The sequence below is a fragment of the Paenibacillus sp. FSL R5-0345 genome, from assembly GCF_000758585.1.
Classification (GTDB): Bacteria; Bacillota; Bacilli; order Paenibacillales; family Paenibacillaceae; genus Paenibacillus_AQ.
The window spans coordinates 3,118,184-3,134,378 of sequence record NZ_CP009281.1 but is presented as its reverse complement, the minus strand read 5'-3'; the positions used below and the strand labels follow the sequence as shown (position 1 = coordinate 3,134,378).

Below are 16,195 nucleotides of genomic sequence, written 5' to 3'. Positions count from 1 at the left end.
GATGAATACTCTATTCTATAATTTCAATTCATCTTTCAATGCAGCCACATCATTAGCAGAAGGATTTTCCTCTCCGTATCTAACTTTTTCATATATTTTAATCAATGAATTCGACGTGTTAACAGAACTTTCATCGCCCTTACGTTTAGAGTGGTTAAGAGCTGTCCATTTAAAAATATCGTCTTCCGTTTCTTTCGGTGTAAGATATTTTTTAACTACATAACCTTGATCCTCTTTCATATGAAGCCAACGCCGATACAACCAGCGAACACGTTCCCGTTCACTCTGCATCTGCTCCCAGCGATCTTTTCGATGTCTTGACGTAAGACGGGTACTCCAGAAGTTCCTCAGTCCTTGAAGCGTTTGTTCCCATGTAAATACACTTTTCTCCTCATCAAGATAAGAGGTATTGTCTTTAGGCGTATGCTCCCTGCGCAGCATGGATAGCAAGGCATCCATGAATCTCTTCAATTTCCCTCCGGCATTTCTATACAACCACCGAACTGCAAAGTAGATTGCCACTCCTACTAGCACAGTTCCAGCTACATAAAAAGCGACATCTAAGATAGCAGCTAGCAGGCCTGGTTTTTGCTCTCCTACAAAAGGCAGCTCCGGACTCGCTTGCGGCTGTTCTACTGACGGTGGCAGCGGCTCACTCGATCCAGAGAATAGTTTACTAATCCATCCGAAGAACGAACGCACCATATTCCATAGCAGTGTTCCTATGGCTTTTCCGACCCCTGCCGCTAACACGGCCGCAACAATTCCTATACCAATAACATAAATACGGTTATTTCTTTGTAATCCTTTTGGCAAAGCTTTGCCCTCATTTGAGAGCGTACTATATTGTAAATAACTGCTATTAGATATAAGTAGAGTGAGCAATAAACATAAGCTGCCACACCAGGTCAGAAGGGTAACGGTTGCCTCCAAATCAGGAATTCTATGAAAGACAATGGTCGCAACAAAATAAATCACAATCCCCAGCCAATACTTCCTACTGGTCTGATCACGAGAGTCAGCAGTCATCCCTAGATATGCGCATATAAAACCTGCGATACCTAAAGGCAGACTTTCGATAGACAGACTTCCTGATGACAAAATACCAGTCGTTGCCCCAAGGATTAATGCAGCCAGCAACTGTTTCCATCTGACACTACACTGTCGCCGCAGCAGAATGCCCAGTAATGATACTAGCGGCATGACAGATAACCACAAAGGGTCAATTTGCTTGGGCAGTACATAAACCTGAAACAGAATCCATACAGGTAGAACTAATAATAGTTCTAGAATAGAGAATATCCAGAGTTTGATTGTACTCCATACGTAACCAGATGACGTAAGCTTCATGCACTCTCTCCCCCCTGTTCCGGAATATCCAGCCACTCCACACCGTTTCCTAACTGGTATAGAAGGTCTGCGGACGCTTGTAATTCTGTTCCTCTATGACAGCTAATGATCAGAAAGTCAGTATCACTTATTCCACTCTCGGCTTGCAGGTCCAGCAATCGGCTCATAGGAAGCGTTCTGTCAAGCTCCAGCTTAGCTAACAGCTCAAGTAAGTCTTCCAATTGAGCCATTGGTTCTGCTTCTACAGGATCTCTTTCGCCCCTGTTGTCCAGTCTACCGTTACAGATAAACCCCGTCTCAATTCCATGGCGCATGGCGTATTCGGCGATAGTGGCCGCATACCTTATCCCTTGCTCGATACGTTCAACATCCGTTACCGCTCTCCACATGGAATGACTGTCCTCTATATTCAAGCAAATGACGAGTCTGGAATCTGCGGTGTAGTCTTTCTTATGCACCTGCATAGTACCTGTGCGTGCTGTAGCCTTCCAGTTTATAAGTCCCATAGAATCTCCTGAGTTATACTCGCGAATACCTGCAGTCAGGAAAGGATCTTCTACGATCCACCTTTTCACCGGAAGTTCACCCAGCCAGCTATGTATCGGCAGTGGTAGATCATCTAAGCTCAGCAGATTAGGATAGACCAATAACTCTAATTCAAGTGGATACGTTTTGTTTTTCCGAATTAAACCAAAGGGATCTCCAGTGGTCATTGTGACCGTCTCTAAACGGTATATCCCCCGTCGCTCGCAAGTTACTTGATGACGCCGTTTAATATGACGGTATGATTTCAGGTAGAACAAGCTGATATGATTCTGATAGATTTCCCCCGTGCTAATTCCGAGATTATCCTGACTACTAAAATCCAAACCTCTAGAAATACTAGATTCCAGCCGAAGCCATGGTAATGGCAAAAGCTTAGCATTAACGATCTCCTCGATCATCTCAAGATGATCCCCTTCATAAGCAACTTTTGTTGAAAAATAACGAGTATAGCTAAGCGCTTTCAGACCATTTCGTTCATAGATAGCGGCAAGAAGGAACAATAGAACTACAGTAATGAAAATGAACCAAGGCAAAGCCATAGCTCATTCCACCTTTCCGCCTCTAATGGACGTAACGAGTTCAGTCGGCACCTCTACCTCACGAAGCACTTGTAGCACAATATCCGCTGCCTGTCCTTCTTTTGAACCCAATCCTCGATGAAGAAGTAGACGATGGGCAAGCACCGGAACGGCTACGGCCTTAATATCATCCGGTGTTACGTAAGATCTCCCTTGAATAAGTGCATATCCTTGAGCAGATTTAAGCAAAGCCCCACTAGCACGGGGACTCGCACCTAGTTTAACTGCCGTTGATTTCCGTGTAGCTTCTGTAATTCGAACAATATAAGCCAGCAAATCATCGCTTATACTAACGGAAGCGGTTAAACGCTGTGCTGCTTGAATATCTTGAGCGGTAGCCACTGAAAAAGTCTCTTCCAGCGGGTTATTCTCACGGAAGCGCTGTAAAATATGAATTCCTTCGTCAAAGGACGGATAGCCCGTAGTAATCCGCATCAAAAATCTATCTAATTGAGCTTCAGGTAACGGAAAGGTCCCTTGGTTGTCAATCGGATTCTGAGTAGCAATTACCAGAAACGGGGCTTCTAGACTATGAGTCACACCATCGATCGTAATTTGCCGCTCCTCCATACATTCCAGCAGACTGGATTGTGTTCTCGGGGTTGCACGATTTATTTCATCAGCCAACAAAATATTCGCAAAAACCGGACCAGGTCTAAACTGAAATTCACCTGTCTTTTGATTGTAGAAATTAATCCCGCTTAAATCAGAAGGCAGTAAGTCTGGCGTAAACTGAATACGCTTAAATGAACAATCCAGAGATTTAGCAAGGACTTTTGCTAATAAAGTTTTACCTGTACCCGGAACATCCTCGAGAAGAACATGGCCATTCGCAAGCAATGCAGTCAGTAACAGGTCTACTCCATCCTCTTTTCCTACAATGACTTTAGCTAGATTGGTTCTAATAGATTTGATGAGTTCAGTGACTTCTTGAAGGTTCATGTAAATACACCGTCCAATCTGGGAAATTAATGTAATAAGTCCTTTCATCATAACAGAAAGTGTATCCAATATATAATTCACAAGAAAAGGCCCTGTCCATTAAAAGACAGAACCTAGATTTCCCTTCCTAATTTCATTCACTTCGCAGTTTTATTCCGAAATCGAAAGAAAGCTGTGATGGTGTAATAGACCGGGATGCTTTCAACGATTAGCCAAATGATAACAATAGCATAGCTATTATAGTGTTTATAATAACTGCCTATATGTCGTGAGTACAAAAAAGCTATCGTAATTGAAACTGTTGTTAATAAAGGAATATATATCTTTTTAGTTTTGGTATTCAGCAAGCTGGATACACATCTGGAGGCTACGTAGATAAGAAATGAGCTGTGAATGAACATAGAAGACGACCATATTCCAATTAAGAGCGGATCTGAATTACCTAGCAGATTATCTTGTTTGGCGCTACGCACCAATTCAAGGAAAGGATATTGCAGTTCCTTCCCCAAATGTGGACCAAAACTCATCATCGTCAACGCCCAACCAATTAAGACGGTTACTAAGACACATATCCCCGTAAGTACTAATCTTTTCAGCATCTTCGCTTCAAGCTTCAGATCGGGTACAACAAACAAGAGGACGATCCATTCTCCAAACCATGACATGACTACAATAGAGTCCTTTAAAGCAATCCCGGGATCGTGATAATGAATAAAGGCTGGCAGCATATTGAAGTCCGCATTCGGGAGAAATAAATTAAATAAAATGATCATTGTTATGAAAAAAATAAGAAAAAGTCCATCTGCCATATAAGCTATCGTTTTAAAGCCTAAACTGGCCGTATACATAATCACTAACCCAATGATACACTGAATAAACAGAGGCGGAGTTCCTCTCAAATAATTTGAACCAAAGAACAGTACAAAGTTCTCAATATCATAGGATGCATAGTAAACACACCAGCTTAAGAGCAAAAGAAGCATGAACTTGTGCGGCCATTTACCTAAGATATCTTTTCCAAAGCTTACCCATGCTTGATTAGGCCGCAGCATACCGACGTGGAAAGTAAACCACAATAATATCAACCCTAATAAAGACCCCACTAATAATGCAATCCAGCCTTGATAGGATGAAGTAGCAATTAGAGTCGGAATCAAAAATATAGTGGTTTGGGAGCTGAAGAATATAATAAAAAAACGGAACAGCTGCCATTTTGATGTTTGCATAACTTCTCCCTCTAAATTTCTTTATTTTGCTATTTTGCCGTTCCAAAATCTACAATACTAAAATCTGTCTTCACCTTAATATCAGCCTCATGGGCATAATAATTCTCCCACCTCTTACTAAGCTGCTTCCATTGCTTTGGATCATTCCATTCCAATAACAAGCCGAGTTGCAAAACATCAGCACCTGATTTTTGAGTATTACGAATGGCTTCGGCAAGATTATCAGAGACTTTTTCTTTAAGCTTCGCAATGATAATTTGACCGAGTTCCTCTGCATCCCTATTTTTTGGATCCCTTAAATAAATCACACTAGCTTTCCCTTTTAAATTCACAGTGAACACCGGTCCATTATCTGTATGTTTTAGCTTCTTTGATGCTTTTGTGCTTACAAATACAACACTTGCGGCACTTTTCCCCTCATCCCATTCGACGGTGTAAACTGCCAGCTTAAGACTACCTACCGCCCAAGCTAATGCCCTTCCCTCTTTAAGCTTAAGTGTTCCTTTCATTTTATCTCTATGAAACAGCATCGCCCCTTGAATTCCGGCCCAGTACTCCGGCTTTCCCTCTTTCGACGTTTCTTCTTTTTTACCAAATGAAAGATTGTTTATTGCAAATCCTACACCTGATGCCTCTGCAAACAGGCAATCTTTAATCGTAGTTGAAAACAAATACCTCTCTGATCCAAAGTTCCTTAGTACATCCGAAGGCAATTGCTCGTAAATAGGTGTTAAAGTATTCATCTCTTTTGCACTTGTGGGGCTAGCCATAACATACGCACCTAAAGGCAGACTTGGTTCTCTTTCAATCCATAGGAATAATTCGCTGATTCCTTTTTCAGCATAGGTCTTCCCTAAGACAATAACTTTCAATTGAGAAAGACTTAGTTGACGTGTTAAGTCTTTTTGAATTAACAGCATGGCATCCGCAATCGATCCTGCTGTCTTAGAAACGGTAGAATAAGTATTACCGTCTCCTCCACCGCCACTTGAAGGCTGGCCCGCTGCGTTAAGACGGTTGGGCAAAGGTGAGTTAATTGTAACTTCAACAGTACCTGGTTCTTTGCCCTCATCGATAAACATTCCGTATACAAATGTTAGTTCATCCAGTTCTACCTTCGACGACCTACAACCTGTTATATTTAGGAGCAAAATCACAATAACTCCTAGCTTCAGGATTCTCATTTCTCTTTCTGTCTCCTTTTATTTCTATCTGTAAAGAGGTTACTGCGCTTCGTCATAAAGTTCGAGGGGAAGCGAGCTAATGTATCCTTCCAGTCTCGTAACACAAGAGGGGCAACGGGTTGCAAATATGGAGCACCTAACGGTCTTAAATTGGCTAAATGTCCGTAAATCAAAAAAGCTGTAATATATACCCCGAGCAGTCCCATTGTTCCACCCATAACAAGTAACGGGAATCGAAGAAGCCGGAAAGTCAGACCCAGCTCATAATGAGGAATGATATAGGTGGCGATTCCGGTAATAGAAACAACAATAACCATTGGAGCTGATACAATTCCTGCTTGGACTGCTGCCTGACCAATAACGATACCTCCAATAATGGATACCGTCTGCCCTACAGGCTTTGGAATTCTCGTCCCAGCTTCTCTAAGTGCTTCAAAGGTAAGCTCCATAATTAAAGCTTCAGTAAGAGCTGAGAAGGGAATGTTCTCTCTAGCTGAAGCAATCGTAATTAACAGGTTTGGTGGAATGATCTGCGGGTGAAAGGTTGTAATTGCTACATAAAGGGATGGAAGAATCATGGATATGATTGAGAATAGAAATCGAACTAAACGAATCCAGCTTGCTGCATAAAAGCTTTGATAATAATCTTCAGAGGATTGCAGCATAGTAAAAAAAGATGTCGGAGCAAGCATTGCAGTAGGTGTGCCATCTTGTATGATTCCGATCCGGCCTTCCATTAAAGATGCTGCCACCGAATCAGGCCGTTCTGTATATTGAAATACCGGAAATGGTGTGAGGTTACCATCTCTTAAGTATTCTGATATATAACTAATGCCTAGTATCCCGTCAATATCTATTTCGCCTAGTTTTTGTTTAATCTCAGCTAGAATTTCTTTTTTGCAAAGTCCTTCAATATAGACCACATACACATCAGTTTTTGTATATTTTCCAATCGAATAATGAACGGTTTTTAGATCCGGATGTTTAATTTTATGTCGAAGCATAGAGAGATTCGTTTCTATATCTTCAATGAATGCTTCTTGGGGACCAATAACAACAAGTTCATTTTGTGATTCGGTCACTGATCTTTTTTGATATTGAGTAATTTCAAAATAATAAACATAAGGGATATCCTCTATACAAAGCACTACTTTTCCAGCAACGATCAGATCTACGATCTTCTGTAAATCAAATGCCTTGAGGTATGGGATAGGAAAAACAACACCTTGATCTAACCGTTCTAAAAAATCTGTCCATTCCAGCTTCGCTTCTGCTTCTGTTTTCAGCGGCAAAGCAATACTATCATGAAGTGTCTTGGAATCGATAATGGAGGGTAAAAAAATCAAAAGACAGGTTTGCCCATGAACAGAAATGGACTGATACACCGCATCACTGCATCCCTCCAGTTGATCTTTAATGGTTTCTAAAATTCCTGACATAGGCTGTATACCTCCTAGGTTGTGACTTGCGAATCTGACTTAGTTTGCCAATGGTATACGAGATTTATACTCTTTACATCATTTAGCTGGATACGAAAAAAAGAACCGATGCGAATAACCGGTTCTTTTTTGCTTTTAGGTATGAGGTTTGTTAGCACATCAACTTTGGATTAAAGGCTTTAGCACTTTCAAAGATGCTTGCAATTGCTGTGAGCATTGTTCGTACATTTTTTTAGCTTTTTCATTGTCTGTCGACAAACTAAACATTTCCAGATCCGCTTCACATTTTTTTAGCAAAGCATATAATTGTGGTTTATCTTGCGGCTGTGGAACTTTAAAGTTGTCGGCATACAAATCGACCGTCAGCTCTCCATAAGAATCAACTTGAGCGAGAAATACATTCTCGACGGTTAGCCCCATTTTCTCTAGCGCTCCATCAAGCCAGCTGCGAGTCAGATTTAAGGTATCTAACGGTTTATCTAATACCTTTCCATCCATAATGACGGCTTGTGACTCTTTTTGTGGGGCAACCTTCACACCCAGGTCTTTTGCCGATAGAGGGAGATACTCCTTCTTAAGCAGAACATTAATCGCTCCATCAGACTCCATAATCGCAAATTCCACTTCAGATATATTGAATACATCCTTTTTTCGTAACTCTTCCAATAATTCATCTGTTGTTAAACGTTCCTTTTTCATATGATCTTCGAGTATTTTTCCGTCCTTTATAAGAACTGTGGACTTAAAGTCAATGAAGTCTCTTGCTTTTTTACTCTTCATCTGAAGCCATTCAATTCCTAAAGAACAAGCGACCCATACAATCAATGCAATGAGTCCTAAATGCCAATACTTATCCGTATCCAAAGAAATATAGGCGGCTAAGCTGCCGACGGTTATCCCCGTAATATACTCGAAGAACGAAAGCTGCGATACTTGTCTCTTCCCCAGTAATTTAGTTAAAAAGAAAAGCACAACCACAGCAAAGAGTGTTCGTACTACAACCTCCAACCACTCCGGCATCACAATTTTCCTCCTTTTTTAAATCAACACTTGTTTAGTAACACTCATTATTTGTCAAAAAAGGTCCATTCAATCCTGAATTAGACTACTTATTTATGGAAATCGGTTAACGTATTAAGCTTCTATTTTTTGCCTGCATAACTAAAGTAACGGTTGAGGACAATAGGAAACGTTATGCTAGAAACTTAAAACAGAGGAGAGAAACCTAATGACAGTAGCCTCACAAGTTAAAACATGTTTATCTTCTTTAAAAGGCGCTCAAGCGAGCTTGGAGCAATTTGCACTTGAAACACAAAACGAAAGTGCAAAGACTTTATTCACAAATGCAGCTGAGCAAACGCAACAAATCGTTACACAGGTTGAAAATCGGGTAACCGAATTAGAGTCAGAAGAACCTCAATACAAAGGTTTCTAACTTTCACTTGAACAATCAAAGGGGTCATTAAGCTAGCGATAACTAGCTTAATGACCCCTTCTCTATATCATAACTGCAATACTGCTTACTTTCTTTTTTTAGCAGGAATCCGAATCTGAACTGAAGTGCCAATTCCAACACGACTAAAAATTGTAACGCCATACTCTGGTCCATATTGCAGTTTAATGCGTTGATCCACATTACGAACCCCGTAACCTGTGTTCGTGTGACCCTTCGAATCAAAAATCTGATCGATACGTTCCTGTCTGATGCCTATCCCATCGTCAATGATGCGGAACAGGATATGATCGCCTTCCTTCCGACCAACAATTCGTATATGAATGTGATCGCCACACCAAGCATGCTTGAGCACGTTCTCTATAAAGGGTTGTAGAATCAGTTTAATGGTCTCATAAGGCCAAATCTCTGTATCAAAATCAAACATGACCTCTAAGCGGTCACCGTATTTAATTTTCTGAATTTCTAAGTAGGCATTCGCCTGCTCAATTTCCGTTGGAACCGGAATCATCGTACGACCTTCATTAAGCGTTAGGCGGTAAAACTTCGCTAATTCCAGTACCATCTTCTGTAGCTTCTCATTTTGACCAAATTTAGCTAACTGAACAATAGATGATAAAGTATTATACAAGAAGTGCGGATTGATTTGCGATTGCAGAATCTCAAGCTCTGCTTCCTTCTTCTGGAGCTGCGTCAGATACACCTCTTTAATCAACATATCAATATTTTCACCCATATCATTTAACGCAGTTGCTATCTGAGAGAATTCGTCCTTCCCTCGATATTTAATACGTTTGTGAAGATCACCTTCCCGATAGGCATTAAGCACATATACAAACTTATTAATCCGTATTGAAAAATAACGGGAGATAAATATGCCCACGAAGCTAAAGACCACACAACATATGAGACACATTAAAATAATAAACAAACGTACCTTCATTGCATCCTTTTCAAGGATAGCAATTGGAACAAGTGCGATTAATTGCCATGCTTGGTTAGCAACCATAATGGTTTCTTTAATCGTCAGGTAATCCTTATTCAGCTCGGCTTCATTGGTATAGTTCTCCGGTAATTCACCCGATTGATACATTGTTCTTCCAAACTCGTTCTTAATAATTAAATTACTTCCTTTTCCAATCTTCGTATAATTGACACTGTCAAATAGATCAGGAATCCTTACATTAATCCGTAGGAATCCAATCTCTTTAGGCTTAAGAGGTTCGTATGTATCAATTAGTCTGCGGAGCAACGAGATGCGATTATTCTCTACATCGCTCTCGATCTGCCACCATTTCATAGTTTCAGCGTATTTTTCAGCTGGAAAATCATAATACCACGATTTCCCTTCAATCCGTTTCATGTGGTAGAGATGATAAAAGCTGCTATTATCAAGATAGCCCTCAAGTGAATTCGAATAGATCTCAGGGATCGATTCATTCTTTAAGAATAGCGACATCCCAATCTTCACACCTGTAGATTGAATAGCTACGTCAAGCTTCGGCAATACCTTCTTAGACATCCGGTCGTAATTTTCCCAGCCTTCCTCATAACTCCGAAGATTTCGATAGAAATCAAAATCACTGTATAATTGTGTTGATATTCGAGTGACTTCGTCCATTTTATAATCAATGTTGTCACGAATCTGTAATAACGTTCCTTTAATATTCGTATTGATATGCTCGCGTAATGAATCATTATACATGGAGTGCGAGACGAACCCGATTAGGGAAATAGGAATAATAATAAAAAACATATACGTCAGCATTAACTTATAGCCAATCGGCACATACTTATGTTTACTTCGCTTTTTCACAGAACATCATCCCCCATCACTTGTCGCGCTTACGATACTCCATAGGTGTCATACCATAAGCCTCTTTGAACTGTCTGCTGAAATAAGGGAGATAACGATAGCCTACTTTGCTAGCGATTTCATAGATTTTACACGTTGGATCTTTTAAAAGCTTGCCGGCTTGATCCATTCGAAGCTGTGTGAGTACTTCACTAAACGTTTTCCCAGTTTCCTCTTTGAATAGATAACCCAAATAGTTAGGCGAGAAAGAGAACTGCTGCGCTATATCTTTAAGCGTAAAGTTATCGCTCATTCTGTCCTGCATCAATTGGATAATCTCTCTAATGAGTTTATGGTTCACAGAATCAGATTTGCTACGGAGATACTCTGAGATTTCAAATGTTTTAAGTACGAGCCAGGAGCGAATATCACTGATCGTATCGAATTGGTGTAGAACATCTAAGCTATGTATCTCCATCCCTAATATTTCAAATAAATCCTCGTTAACATCCTTTAATTGCTGATCCAGCTTCCATATGATATACATGGCCAGATTATGAATAGTGAATTTGGATCTCAAACTACTTACTGAGCGGAACAGTTTGTCAATCTCATCATAAATAAGAACTAACTCATACTCTTTCATTGCTTTAAACAGCGTATCCATGCGGGTATCTAACATACGAGCGTCAATCATCCCAGGTTCGCTGCTAACCGTTTCATACATAATAAGTTTGCCTTTGCCAATGAACATTTTTCCGTCCACAGCCTCCATAGCTTGTCGATAGGAGATGTGGACCTGTTCCATAGAAAATGTTGGTTTCCCAACACCCACAGTCATTGTGACTGGAAACTTCGCACGAATCGAGGCGAAAATATCCTCAGTGAAATTTCCCATTTCCTGTTCGTTAATCAATAATGCAATCCGGTAAGACGATACCTTGTAGCAATGTGGCATACCATGCTTCTGACCTATTCTATTTACTTCATAAAGGAAGTCCTTGGCCATTTGATGTTTAGTTAGATTATCCTGTCCTTGAAGCCAATTAAAATAGTCCAGCTCCAGGACAGCTACACGAACAGGCCAATTCAGCTGATCCAGACCGTATGACTTTACAAGTGACAACATTCCGGCCTGGCTCTTCTCATCCCCTTCCCATTCTCCTTCAAACAAGCGTATCAACAAATCATTTTTGGCCATTGGAATCATATGCTGATAGGCTTCTTCGACGTCACGACGTTTTCGTTCATCGTCTAAATCTTGCCTTACTTTCTGAAGTGCAGCAATGAGTTCGCTGTCATCCATTGGCTTAAGGACGTAGCTATACGCCTTTAGTGACAATGCTTGCTTCACATAGCTGAAATCTTGGTAACCGCTTACAAATATCACGCGTATATCCTTTTTCTTCTCTATGGCAATCCGGGCCAGCTCTAGACCCGACATATTCGGCATATTCACATCACTAACGATAATATCAATCACATGCTGATCTAAAATATCGCATGCGGTAAACGCGTTATTTGCTGCCTCCACAACTTCCATACCAAGCTCATCCCAAGGAATGAATTGTCTCATACCTTCTAAATCAAGCATCTCATCATCTACTAATAATACGTTGTACATCAACAAGTCCCCCTTTGAAATGCCTTAAATCTATCCCTGAAAATCCTGTAAATTCTACCATTACTCTTTTCCAGTATACCATTCATTAATTTGTCTATCAGCTCATAAACAAGGAGTCATCAGAATCGAACGTAAAAACGAAGGCTTGCCTAGTAGCAAACCTTCGCATTACTAATGATTATTTTCCTAAAGCTTTCTTGTTTTCAGTCCATACTTTTGTAACATAATCAAGGAATTTCTCATAACCAACCTTCATGGAATCATCGTGCGCTTTATCAAGAATTGCTAATGCTTCTGCATCAGTTTTCGCATACATTGATTTCGCTCTAGCAGTTAACCAGATATCTCTGACACTTTGTCTGATAATACCTTCTTCACTGTCGGGAGCCGGATCCCAATTTAGGAACTCCGTAAAGTCGCCTTGTGAAGCCCACGTTACTTCCATCTGCCAACGGTTACTAAAGTCGATTTTATCAGCTGGAAGGGTTTGCAACATCATTTTCTTCGTATTATCCAAGAAAACTGTGTTTCCTACCCAAACCAAGTCACCAGCCTTACCGCTAATTTCAGATAATTCTTCTGGCTCATTTAGATATTTATCTTTATTAAATTTAGGAGTAAGTCCATCTGCTTCAAAGCCATCCCAGTAAGCGTCTGGTCCTGGAGGACCCCAGTTCAGAACCATAGAACCTTCTGGACCTGTCATCCAGTCAAGCATAGCGAATACAGCTTCTGGATTTTTAGCGTTTTTAGTAATTGTAGCAACGTTCCAGCCTAGCTGATTGTACGTTCCCGGAGTAATCTTACTTTGATCCAAGCCCGGTTTGTAGATTGGTTTAATAAACATATAACCATCTTCCGGATTTTTCTTCTTCATCTCTTCATCAGCAGTAGCGAGCAACTTCATCGGATCGAATGTCGCAATCACAGCGAACTTGCCATTCATCGCTTTCTCTCTAATTTGGTCTTCTGTTTGGGTATTCGCATCCTGTGTCATAAGCTTCTCACGCATTAATTTAGCACCAAAGACAACGGACTCACGGAACCCTTCATCTTTGTAAATGGAAGCCATTTTGTCGCCATCAGGTACAGCGTATATTCTAGTATACGAAAGGTTATTCTCTTTAAACGAGGAGAACAACTGGTCAATACCGTTACCATCTTTCGCTAAGCCAGTCTCAAACGGAATAACATCTGGGAACTTCGCTTTAACAGCATTTAAGTAAGCATACAAATCATCCGTAGTCTCTAGCTTAGGAGAACCGAGTTCTTTGTAAATTTTCTTATTGATCGCATAACCGGCATTTCCGTTAGGCTGTGTTGTATAATAATTCGGCAGCTGATAGATTTTTCCATCAGGAGAACGAAGCAATTCCAAATGTCCAGCTGTTAAGTATTTTTTAAAGTTTGGATATTTATCAATGTATTCATCCAAAGGAACTAGCATATCTGCTTGACGAAGACGTTCTACGTCAGCACCTTTCTCAGTCCACACAATATCCGGCAGCTCGTTACCCACAATCATTGTTTGCAGTTTTTGAGCATTATTACCACCGGAGCTAATACCAGTGACATTGATTTTCAAATTATCTAAAATCCATTTAGAAGCGGCATCCTTGCCCCATTTCGGCATTTGATACCAGCCGTAGTTTCCGTAGAAGGATACTTCAAGCGGTTCTTTCCCTAACTCATACAAATCAGCCGCTGGAGCTTCAGTTGCTGTGTTAACCGCTGTTCCTCCTTCTTTCGCTGGTTCAGCAGTTGCAGCTGGAGCGCTTGAATTGTTGCCACTACAACCCGCCACCACAGTCGATAATAGCAAGGTAGACAACGTTCCGAGAAGCATCTTTCTCTTAGTCTTCAATGTATTTTCCCCTTTCAATTTGTAATCTATGTTCAAAGCAATATGCTCTAAACCCCATCTCATTCTATCATCCTACTCTTTCAATGATCCGACTAAGACCCCTTTAACGAAGAATCTTTGTAGGAATGGGTATACACATACAATCGGAATGGTTGCAACCATGATCGTTGCCATCGTTAATGACTTCGACGTTATTTTCTTGGCTGAGTTAATATGAGCAATGGAACTTGCATCTACATTAGACAGCTGTTCTGAAGCAATATTAGAGAACAATATCTGTCTCAAGATAGTCTGAATCGGCATTAACTCCTCTTTCGTAATGTAAATACTCGCTACGAACCACTCATTCCAGTGATTAACTGCTGTGAACAACGATAATGTTGCGATAACAGGCCCTGACAAGGGAAGTACGATTCGGAGAAAAGTTCCCCAGTATCCGCAGCCATCAATCTTTGCTGACTCCTCCAAGCCTTGCGGTAGACCTTGAAAGAAGGTCCGGAATATGATCATATTCCATACACTGACAAGTGCAGGAATAATAAACACCCAAAATGAGTTGAAGAGACCTAAACTTCTGATTAGCATGTATGACGGAATGAGTCCCCCACCGAAATACATTGTAATGATACACATAATCATGTAATATTTTCGACCCATAAGTTCACGCTTTGACATCCCATAAGCAAATATCGAAGTGGCCAATATCGCTGTTACAGTACCAATTACCGTTCTTAATGTAGCAATGACGAATCCACCCATTAAACGAGAATCTTCAAATACGATCTTATAATTCTCTAGCGTGAACTCGCGGACCCAGAAAGTAATTCCGCCTTTGGAGGTATCCATCCCCTCGTTAAAAGAAATCACAAGTGAATTCCAAAATGGATAAAACGCGGAGAATGCCAGTAAGGTCAAGAATACATATATGAATCCAATGAACAATCGGTCTCCTATGTTAGTACGTTTCATAGTTCAGTCCCCCTATATTGAGTAATTCATTACCACAAGCTGTTTCCTGCTCTTCTGGCAATGAAATTTGCAAAGGTAAGTAATGTCACACTGATAACGGCCTTGAACAATCCGATAGCAGTCGCATAGGAGTACCTGAAGTTATCTATACCAACACGTACAACATACACATCAACTGAATCTGATACCTCTCGTAGAGCCGGATTGGAAGCAAGGATCAAAATATCTTCAAATCCTGCATTCACCAAATTACCGATAGCCAGAATCATAAAGATGATCACAACTGGCATAATGGAAGGCAACGTAATTAAATATATCTGTTTAAAGCGACTCGCACCATCCATCGAAGCAGCTTCGTATAAGTGCGGATCAATACCAGCAATGGCAGCTAAGTAAACGATCGAGGCAAATCCAATTTCCTTCCATACATTGGTTGTAACTAAAATGCCCCAGAAATATTCGGTCATAGATAGGAAGTTAATCGGTTCATCAATAAATCTCAATTTCTCAAGCAGCATATTTATACTGCCATTATCTACGGATAGCATCGAGGTAACCATTGAGCCGATAACCACCCAAGATAAAAAGTGAGGCAAGTATGTAACGGTCTGAATAACCCGTTTAAAGAACATTTTACGAACTTCGTTCAGCATTAACGCCAAAATAATCGGTGCAGGAAATCCAAAACAGAACTTCAGTAAGCTGATTATGATTGTATTTTTCATAACTACTTCAAATTCAGGAGCATTAAAGAAGTAAATAAAATGCTTTAATCCAACCCAATCACTGCTAATAAAACTATTACCTAACTTGTAATCTTGAAAAGCGATTAGAATACCGTACATGGGGATATAAGCAAAAATAAAAACTAGAACGAGTGCCGGCAATACCATAAGCTGTAGATCTATTTGCTTAAAAAAGCGTCTTATCCCGCTGGTCCGATGCTTGCCCAGATTCGGTCTTGATGTCTTGTCTGGTGCGACGCTTGCGTTCGCCATATGTAAGTCCTCCTAAACCTAGATTCTTATAATTAAATCAGCTTGCATGGCCTTCTCTCTTTTTGCAGCCTTGGTTCTCCTCTACTCTCCTTCCGTTGATCTGCGACCTTATGAACCAATCTTAATATCTAAGCGCTTTCAAAGGTATATGACAAAACAACTATTATTGATACTTTGACACTGTCTTGTAATTGCTCGTCCGATATTACTTTTATTGGAAATCACCA

General features: G+C 40.4%; 13 protein-coding genes. 1 reads left to right on the top strand and 12 read right to left on the bottom strand.

Going from position 1 to position 16,195, the window contains the following annotated elements; all coding sequences use genetic code 11:
• Positions 1 to 15 precede the first annotated feature (15 nt).
• The 7 genes from R50345_RS13755 to R50345_RS13725 all read right to left on the bottom strand — a co-directional run bounded on the left by R50345_RS13755 (position 16) and on the right by R50345_RS13725 (position 8,285).
• Positions 16 to 1,350 carry a hypothetical protein gene (locus tag R50345_RS13755; RefSeq protein WP_042127390.1) on the bottom strand — a complete coding sequence of 445 codons (1,335 nt, stop codon included), beginning with the start codon at positions 1,348 to 1,350 and terminating at the stop codon, positions 16 to 18.
• The gene (locus tag R50345_RS13750) at positions 1,347 to 2,435 is read right to left on the bottom strand and encodes a DUF58 domain-containing protein (RefSeq protein ID WP_042127388.1); all 1,089 of its coding nucleotides are present in this window, start codon (positions 2,433 to 2,435) and stop codon (positions 1,347 to 1,349) included. Before R50345_RS13750 ends, R50345_RS13755 begins: the two co-directional genes overlap by 4 nt.
• A 3-nt stretch (positions 2,436 to 2,438) precedes the next feature.
• Positions 2,439 to 3,416 (bottom strand): AAA family ATPase, encoded by a 978-nt coding sequence (locus tag R50345_RS13745; RefSeq protein WP_042132158.1) that lies wholly within the window; start codon positions 3,414 to 3,416, stop codon positions 2,439 to 2,441.
• Between the two features lie 137 nt (positions 3,417 to 3,553).
• Entirely contained in the window at positions 3,554 to 4,642 is a 1,089-nt protein-coding gene (locus tag R50345_RS13740) for a GerAB/ArcD/ProY family transporter (protein WP_042127385.1), read from the bottom strand.
• Between the two features lie 29 nt (positions 4,643 to 4,671).
• Positions 4,672 to 5,826, bottom strand: coding sequence for a Ger(x)C family spore germination protein (locus R50345_RS13735; protein WP_042127384.1), 1,155 nt, complete (start codon positions 5,824 to 5,826; stop codon positions 4,672 to 4,674).
• A complete protein-coding gene (locus tag R50345_RS13730) occupies positions 5,823 to 7,265 on the bottom strand; it encodes a spore germination protein (protein WP_042127382.1) in 1,443 nt (480 codons plus the stop codon). Before R50345_RS13730 ends, R50345_RS13735 begins: the two co-directional genes overlap by 4 nt.
• Before the next feature lie 159 nt (positions 7,266 to 7,424).
• On the bottom strand, positions 7,425 to 8,285 hold the full coding sequence (locus tag R50345_RS13725; RefSeq protein WP_042127381.1) for a DUF421 domain-containing protein: 861 nt from the start codon (positions 8,283 to 8,285) through the stop codon (positions 7,425 to 7,427).
• Positions 8,286 to 8,493: 208 nt separating this feature from the next.
• Between R50345_RS13725 and R50345_RS13720 the strand changes: the two genes are divergently transcribed.
• Positions 8,494 to 8,700 (top strand): DUF1657 domain-containing protein, encoded by a 207-nt coding sequence (locus tag R50345_RS13720; protein ID WP_036678243.1) that lies wholly within the window; start codon positions 8,494 to 8,496, stop codon positions 8,698 to 8,700.
• 85 nt (positions 8,701 to 8,785) lie between these two features.
• Here R50345_RS13720 and R50345_RS13715 read toward each other — a convergent pair whose 3' ends face one another.
• From R50345_RS13715 to R50345_RS13695, 5 genes are all read right to left on the bottom strand, one after another.
• Positions 8,786 to 10,486: a sensor histidine kinase gene (locus R50345_RS13715; RefSeq protein ID WP_052414804.1), complete on the bottom strand. Its 1,701-nt coding sequence runs from the start codon at positions 10,484 to 10,486 to the stop codon at positions 8,786 to 8,788.
• A gap of 64 nt (positions 10,487 to 10,550) precedes the next feature.
• Positions 10,551 to 12,137 (bottom strand): response regulator, encoded by a 1,587-nt coding sequence (locus R50345_RS13710; protein WP_042127375.1) that lies wholly within the window; start codon positions 12,135 to 12,137, stop codon positions 10,551 to 10,553.
• 178 nt (positions 12,138 to 12,315) lie between these two features.
• The gene (locus R50345_RS13705; protein ID WP_156114794.1) at positions 12,316 to 14,001 is read right to left on the bottom strand and encodes an extracellular solute-binding protein; all 1,686 of its coding nucleotides are present in this window, start codon (positions 13,999 to 14,001) and stop codon (positions 12,316 to 12,318) included.
• Between the two features lie 72 nt (positions 14,002 to 14,073).
• Entirely contained in the window at positions 14,074 to 14,970 is an 897-nt protein-coding gene (locus R50345_RS13700) for a carbohydrate ABC transporter permease (RefSeq protein WP_042127373.1), read from the bottom strand.
• A gap of 29 nt (positions 14,971 to 14,999) precedes the next feature.
• Entirely contained in the window at positions 15,000 to 15,968 is a 969-nt protein-coding gene (locus R50345_RS13695) for an ABC transporter permease (RefSeq protein ID WP_042127372.1), read from the bottom strand.
• Positions 15,969 to 16,195 lie beyond the last annotated feature (227 nt).

Excerpts from the sequence above, each read along its gene's own strand:
- R50345_RS13755 (WP_042127390.1), bottom strand. The coding sequence starts at position 1,350 with ATGAAGCTTACGTCATCTGGTTACGTATGGAGTACAATCAAACTCTGG.
- R50345_RS13750 (WP_042127388.1), bottom strand. The coding sequence starts at position 2,435 with ATGGCTTTGCCTTGGTTCATTTTCATTACTGTAGTTCTATTGTTCCTT.
- R50345_RS13745 (WP_042132158.1), bottom strand. The coding sequence starts at position 3,416 with ATGAACCTTCAAGAAGTCACTGAACTCATCAAATCTATTAGAACCAAT.
- R50345_RS13740 (WP_042127385.1), bottom strand. The coding sequence starts at position 4,642 with ATGCAAACATCAAAATGGCAGCTGTTCCGTTTTTTTATTATATTCTTC.
- R50345_RS13735 (WP_042127384.1), bottom strand. The coding sequence starts at position 5,826 with ATGAGAATCCTGAAGCTAGGAGTTATTGTGATTTTGCTCCTAAATATA.
- R50345_RS13730 (WP_042127382.1), bottom strand. The coding sequence starts at position 7,265 with ATGTCAGGAATTTTAGAAACCATTAAAGATCAACTGGAGGGATGCAGT.
- R50345_RS13725 (WP_042127381.1), bottom strand. The coding sequence starts at position 8,285 with ATGCCGGAGTGGTTGGAGGTTGTAGTACGAACACTCTTTGCTGTGGTT.
- R50345_RS13720 (WP_036678243.1), top strand. The coding sequence starts at position 8,494 with ATGACAGTAGCCTCACAAGTTAAAACATGTTTATCTTCTTTAAAAGGC.
- R50345_RS13715 (WP_052414804.1), bottom strand. The coding sequence starts at position 10,486 with ATGCTGACGTATATGTTTTTTATTATTATTCCTATTTCCCTAATCGGG.
- R50345_RS13710 (WP_042127375.1), bottom strand. The coding sequence starts at position 12,137 with ATGTACAACGTATTATTAGTAGATGATGAGATGCTTGATTTAGAAGGT.
- R50345_RS13700 (WP_042127373.1), bottom strand. The coding sequence starts at position 14,970 with ATGAAACGTACTAACATAGGAGACCGATTGTTCATTGGATTCATATAT.
- R50345_RS13695 (WP_042127372.1), bottom strand. The coding sequence starts at position 15,968 with ATGGCGAACGCAAGCGTCGCACCAGACAAGACATCAAGACCGAATCTG.